Source organism: Desulfobaculum sp., from assembly GCF_054921475.1.
In genome coordinates this window covers 1-6058 of record NZ_JBUDSW010000226.1, presented here as the reverse complement: position 1 = coordinate 6058, position 6058 = coordinate 1, and the positions used below count along the sequence as shown (strand labels likewise).

7 protein-coding genes are annotated in these 6058 nt (G+C 62.0%); all 7 read right to left on the bottom strand.

Going from position 1 to position 6058, the window contains the following annotated elements; all coding sequences use genetic code 11:
* Positions 1-1142, bottom strand: a 1142-nt coding sequence (locus ACY69P_RS13220) for an ABC transporter substrate-binding protein (protein WP_462327807.1), incomplete at its 3' end; no start/stop codon positions are given.
* 427 nt (positions 1143-1569) lie between these two features.
* Entirely contained in the window at positions 1570-2196 is a 627-nt protein-coding gene (locus ACY69P_RS13215) for a tetratricopeptide repeat protein (RefSeq protein WP_459898911.1), read from the bottom strand.
* Positions 2186-2326 carry a CcmD family protein gene (locus ACY69P_RS13210; protein WP_404844323.1) on the bottom strand — a complete coding sequence of 47 codons (141 nt, stop codon included), beginning with the start codon at positions 2324-2326 and terminating at the stop codon, positions 2186-2188. The genes ACY69P_RS13215 and ACY69P_RS13210 overlap by 11 nt, the downstream gene beginning before the upstream one ends.
* Positions 2327-2371: 45 nt before the next feature.
* Entirely contained in the window at positions 2372-2998 is a 627-nt protein-coding gene (gene ccsA / locus ACY69P_RS13205) for a cytochrome c biogenesis protein CcsA (protein WP_404845207.1), read from the bottom strand.
* A 152-nt stretch (positions 2999-3150) separates the two neighbouring features.
* Positions 3151-3828 carry a heme exporter protein CcmB gene (locus ACY69P_RS13200; protein ID WP_459898909.1) on the bottom strand — a complete coding sequence of 226 codons (678 nt, stop codon included), beginning with the start codon at positions 3826-3828 and terminating at the stop codon, positions 3151-3153.
* Positions 3828-4493 carry an ABC transporter ATP-binding protein gene (locus ACY69P_RS13195; protein WP_462327806.1) on the bottom strand — a complete coding sequence of 222 codons (666 nt, stop codon included), beginning with the start codon at positions 4491-4493 and terminating at the stop codon, positions 3828-3830. Before ACY69P_RS13195 ends, ACY69P_RS13200 begins: the two co-directional genes overlap by 1 nt.
* Before the next feature lie 10 nt (positions 4494-4503).
* Positions 4504-6058, bottom strand: a 1555-nt coding sequence (locus ACY69P_RS13190; RefSeq protein ID WP_462327805.1) for a heme lyase CcmF/NrfE family subunit, incomplete at its 5' end; no start/stop codon positions are given.

The following is a 6058-nucleotide window of genomic DNA, read 5'->3' as shown; positions in this document are numbered from 1 at the left end:
TGCTCGGCGGGAACGAACGCGCCGTCCTTGACCATCTTCACGAAGGCGGGCTTTTGCGCGTCGCCATGTTCGTTAAAGTAGGTCAGCCCGGAGACGCCCTTGTAGCCCTTCTCCGGCGTATTCATCCCGGCCAGATAATCACGGACCTTGCGGCGGTCCGCTCCGGCTTCGCTGATGGCCTGAAGCAGGATGCCCGCGGCGTCGTAGGCATTGGCGCTCATGTAGTCCACCTCGCGGCCAAAGCGGTCGCGGAAGGCGTCCATAAACGCCTGCGCCTCGGGGCCTGCCTCGGAGGCAAGGAAGGGCACCGTCAGGTACGTGCCCTCGGCGGCCTCCTTGGCAAGGGTGATGTAGTCCGCGTTGTCAAAGCCGTCCGCGCCAAACTTCAGGACGTCCAGCCCCACTTTTTTGGCCTGCCCGGCAATGAGCGCGCCTTCGTTGTAGTAGCCGGAAATAAACAGTCCGTCCGGACCAGCCGCCTTCAGCTTGGTCAGCTGCGGCGTAAAGTCGGGCGTGCCTTTGATGTAGGCCTCTTCACCCACAATGGTCAGCCCCAGCGCCATAGCCTGATGTTTAAAGGCGTCCTTGAGGCCGATGCCGTAGTCATTGTTCTCATAAAAGATGGCGATACGCTTGAGGCCCAGCTTTTCAGCGGCGTAGCGGGCAAGAAACTTGCCCTGAAAATCGTCGCGGTACACGTCGCGGAAGGACCAGACCAGCCCCTTTCTGTCCTTGTTCTGATAGCTGATGGTCACGTTGGTCGCCGTGGGGGATAGGGCGGGGATGCCGCGGCGGACGTAGGTCGGCAGCGCCGCAAGGTGCGCCGAGGAGCACAGGTGCCCCACCACGCCGACGATGTCGTCGTTTCGGGCAATCTTGGCGGCGACGGTGGCGGCTTCCTTGGGGTCGCAGAGTTCGTCAAGGTAGACCACCTCTACCTGCGCACCGTTGATGCCGCCTGCGGCGTTCACTTCATCGACCTTCATCATCACCCCGGCCTTGACGTTGTCGCCATACGGAGCAAGGGGACCGGTAAAGGGCGAGGCACAGGCAATGGTCACCGTTTTCGCCTGAGCGGCCCCAGCCAGCACAAGCAGCCCCACCAGCGCAACACACACTCCCAACAGACCTTTCATCCGCATAACGCTCTCCTCCGCGCGGCTTCGCTTCCGTCCGCGACCAGTCAAGATTGCGCCGCCCCAACACACAGGACAGGCTCTGAAGACGGGGTACACTTTTCCACCATGTATAGTGGTGCCACACCGCCCACACCATGTCAATCGGAGCAGTCAAAAATCAACACAGATACAGGACACTTGCGCCACACTCCACGCACAAAAGCCATACACAGCATTTAATGCAGACAGCACAGCGTATGAGCAACCCAAAACAACGCCTTACAGCGTGCACGAACTCCCGTTGACGTTCACCTTCCTTCTCCAGCACCCGAGGCACAGGCCCATATGCGCCTCTGCGCCCATTGCCGCGCGCTCCCGTCCAGCGCGAACAAAAAAAGGGAGGAACCGTCAAACGGTTCCTCCCTGCTCTTCTTCAGCGCTTCGCGGGGGATTAGTGCAGGTGCTTCAGCTGCTCCTGCGCTTCCTTGCGCGACTCGTCGGGGACGCCCTCGCCATTGGCGACAGCCTCAAAGTGCTCCCGCGCTTTCTCAGGCTTTTCAAGGAAGTGGGCGTACACAATGCCGAGGTTGTAGTGCGAAATATAATCGCCGGGCTCCAACGCCACCACGGTTTCAAACTTTTCCGCAGCTTCGGCGTAGTGCTCCATGTTGAACTCCGTCAGCCCAAGCAAACGCAGAATCTGCTTGTTAGCGGGTTCCACACTCAGGCCGCGCTCCAGCAGGGCCTTGGCGCGGTCCCACGCCTTCATGCGCATAAACTGCTCGCCCAGGGTATGCAGCACGTGCACGTCCTTGGGGTTTTCTTCCAGCTTGGCCATCAGGGCCTTAATCATCTCCATGGATGCGCCGGACATGGCCTGCCCACCGCCCTGCTGCGAGCCGGTGTGCTCCACATGCTGCGTCAGGGACGGATGCTTGGCGCGGTAGACGAGGGAACCGGCGAACAGTGCCACCAGCCCTACTGCCATCAGCAGCAGGAGAACCTGTCGGCCGCCCGGCCCCTGCGCATTCTGCGGGGCGGAGGCGGTGTCATTGGCCGTCGTTTTCTTAGCTGTCATCGTGAATGTGCTCCATCTGCCGAAGCCGGGTCTCGAAGCGGCGCTGCTTTGCGCCAAGCAGCAGCAAATAGCCGCCCACTCCAAGCCAAACAGCCACATTGGCGGTCAAAAGGTATCCGGTGTAATCCATGACGAACTCCCCGCCCCCACTTCGTCGGAGGCCGTGTGTTGTCGTTTAGTGCATTCCGCCCTTGGCAAGGGCGTCGAGTTTCTCTCCGGCGGCAAGCTGCCGCGCGCGGATGGTGGTCACGCACAGCCACAGCAGGCCATACGCGGCAAGGGAGACAAAGAGCGTTGTCAGCATCTCAGGCTCCAGCCCGCCACCCTGCTTGGCAAAGACTGCCGGATGGATGCTCCGCCACATACGGGCGGAGTAAAAGACCAACGGCACGTCCAAAAAGGCGACAATGCCCACCACGGCGCAAACCGTGGCGCGGCGCTCCTCGCCAATGCCGCTGGCGCGCAGGATAAGGTACGCGCAGTAGACGAACCACATAATCAGCGTGGTGGTCAGACGCGGATCCCACGTCCACCACACGCCCCATGAGGCGCGGCCCCATACGGAGCCCGTCACCAGCGCAAGGCCCGCAAACAGCACGCCCACCTCGGCGGCCGCACCGCCCAAATGGTCAAAGCGCGATGTCCGTTTCAGCAGAAACAGCACCCCGGCCACAAACACGACGAAGAAGCTAAACAGCGCCCACCATGCAAGGCCAAGGTGAAAGTAAAAAATCTTCTGGACCGGACCAAGGGTCTCCTCCACGGGGGCGTACACCCAGATGAACCACTGGCTCACGGCCATGGCCAGCGCGCAGGCGACTGCGGCAAAGGGAAGCCAGTTCGTGCGGCTGTTCACTCGTTCTCTCTCCGTTTGGGTAGGTCGTCGCCACCAGTCCACAGCACGCTGCGCACGCGGGGCGGCCAAACTGTATTCAATGCGTCGCCAGACGCCCTTTAGCCTTCGGCCCCGTACACATGCGGGAACAAAAACAGGGCCGCGCCCGTAAACAGCGCGTCAAAGGCACCTGCCAATCCCAGCCAGCCCATCAGGCCGCTGGTGCTCTCTCCGGCAAAATACGCGCCGCCAATGCTGACGCCAGCCAGCAGGAGCGGGATAAGCAAAGGGAATAAAATCACCGTCAGCAGCGATTCCTTAGCGGCCTGTCCCTGCGCCAGCGCGCCAAGCAGCGCGCCCAGCACCACAACGCCCCAGTCCACGGCAACAAGGGTGGCCAACATCACCAGACAGTCCGCGTGCACGTCCTGCCCAAGGAAGACCACCGCCGCCGGAACAAACACAAGCTGCGAGGCAAAAAGGAGCACAAAACCCGCAAGGGCCTTGCCCAGCCACACCCCATGCACAGGAATGGGCGACAGCAAAAGCGCCGTCCGCGCGCCGTTCATCTCCTCCAGCCCATAGAGGGTGTTGAAGATGAGCACCTGCGAAAAGCACGACGCCAGCCAAAAAATACCCGCCGCGGCCTGCGCGGGAACAAGCTCCCCGGCGGGTCGCGACGTGCTGAACACAAAAATAAGCAACAGCCCAAGCAAAATGGGCTGCGCAAGACCAACGCCCCCGGACAGCACAAGGCGCATATCCTTGCGGGCAATGGCAACGGCGGAAGCGAGCATTACACGCCACCTCCCACAGCCACAGCCCCGGTCGGCACATAGTCCGCCGCCGGGCCAAAGTAGCCCACGGTGCGGCCCGCTATGGCAAGGACGGTGTCCGCGCGGTGCAGGTCGCCCGCCACATCGTGGCTGACCCACACAATGGTCGCCCCACGCTCACGGGCCGCGGCGATTTCGCCGTACAGCACCTCCTGCGAGCGCACATCAAGGCCCGTTCCCGGCTCGTCGAGGAAGAGTAGCTCCGGGTCCAGCATAAACACGCGGGCCAGCGACAAGCGCTGAGCCATCCCGCGCGAGAAGGACCCCGCCTCCTCAAAGGCCGCCGCCTTCAGGCCCACCCGGTCCAGCATGCGCACAAGCGTGGCCTCGCTGGTGTCCGCGCCATAGAGCTTGGCCCAAAAGGCAAGGTTCTCCACGGCGCTGAGCTTGGGGTAGATGAAGGTCTGGTGTCCCACGTAGGCAACGCGGTCCTGCGGGGCGGCGCAGTGGACGGACCCGGCGGAAGGCCGGGCCAGTCCGGACAATATTTTCAGGAGCGTGGATTTGCCCGCGCCATTCTCGCCAACCAGCAGCAAGACGCGGCCGCGCTCCAGCTCGAAGCTCATCTTCTTAAAGACGAGCTTCGAGCCGTAGAACTTAGCAACATTCTCAAGTCGAAGCATCATGCCGACTTTCCTACGCTTTTCTGCGGCGGAAAGCCAGTAGCGGCAGGATGGACATCAGGGTGCCGCCAATCCAAATCCAGTTCACCAAAGGATTCACGCTGATGCGCAGGGAGACGCTCCCTTCCTTGGTGGACCCGATAAGGGTGGCATAGATTTCATCGCCAAGGCCCGGAATAACGGACACTTCGGCAAAGACGTTTTTGTTGTTGCGGTAGGCCCGGCGCTGCGGTGTCAATTCGCCCACATGCTTGCCGTCCTTGTCCACGGACAGCAGCACCTCAAAGTAGGCCATGCCGGGCGTGGAGACTTCCTCGCTGTCCTTGTAGGTCACGGTGTACTCGGCGACCTGCATGCTCTGGCCGGGCTCCAGAACCGCCTCGTTCTCCACCTTGTAGGGGCCGGAGAAGGCAATGCCCAGCGTCATCAGCAGCAGACCAACGTGCACGCCGTAGGCCGCAAGGGAGGACGGAGTGCGCAGCATATCGCGGCGGGTCATGAACAGGCCCACAATGCCCGCAAGGCCCACACACGCGGCCACCGCGCCCATCAGGGCCACGGGGTGACGCACACCAACCATCCAGAAGAAGCCCGCTGCCGGCAGGGTGGCCGCACACACAGCGTAGAACATCTTCTTGTCGCGGATGCCGCCCTTCCAGCCAAGCCACGGGCAGAACACGAGGAAGACTGAAATCAGCGCAAACAGCGGCAGGCAGACCTTGTTGTAGAAGTCCGCCTCAAGGCCGATGGGCTGCTGGCTCCAAATGGTGGAGATAACAGGCCACAAAATGCCCAGGAACACCACAAAGCCGATGGCGAGGAACATCCACGCGGCAAGGAACAAAAGCCCCGGGCGCGAGAACAGATCATCCAGCGGACGGGCGCTGTGCTCCTTGGCGGAGAAGGTGGCGATAATCGCCACAATCAGGCCGCCCACCATAAACAGCAAAATCGGCTCGCCAAGTTCGCTGGTACCAAAGGCATGCAGGGAGTCCACAACGCCGCTTCGCACCACATAGGTGGCAAAGATGCACAGGAGGAACGTCAGCGCGATGAAGAAGACGTTGGTCCGGTGCAGGGAGTTGCGGCGGGACTGGATGATGGCCGTATGCACAAAGGCCGTCGAGGCCAGCCACGGCACGAGGGAGGAGTTTTCAACCGGGTCCCATGCCCAGTAGCCGCCCCAGCCCAGCTCCATGTAGGACCACCACGCGCCAAGGATGATACCTGCGGTAAGGAACATCCACGCAAACAGCACCCACTTGCGGCCATGCTCCAGCCACGGCTGCTGCTCGCGGTTCACCCACGACGCCAGCGCCAAGCAGCACGGCACAGTAAAGCCGCCGTAGCCAAGGAACAGCAGGGGCGGATGGAAAATCATGCCCGGATTCTGCAGCAGCGGATTCAGGCCGTTGCCCTGTGCGGGCGCGGGCGACAGCTCCAGAAACGGATTGGACGGGCCGGAAAGAATATACAGGAAGAAGGCCGACACCGTGTGGTGAAACAGCCAGAACCATGTCTTGGTCTGCGGGCTCAGGCCGCGGTAGTGCTCTGTGGCGGAGTACACG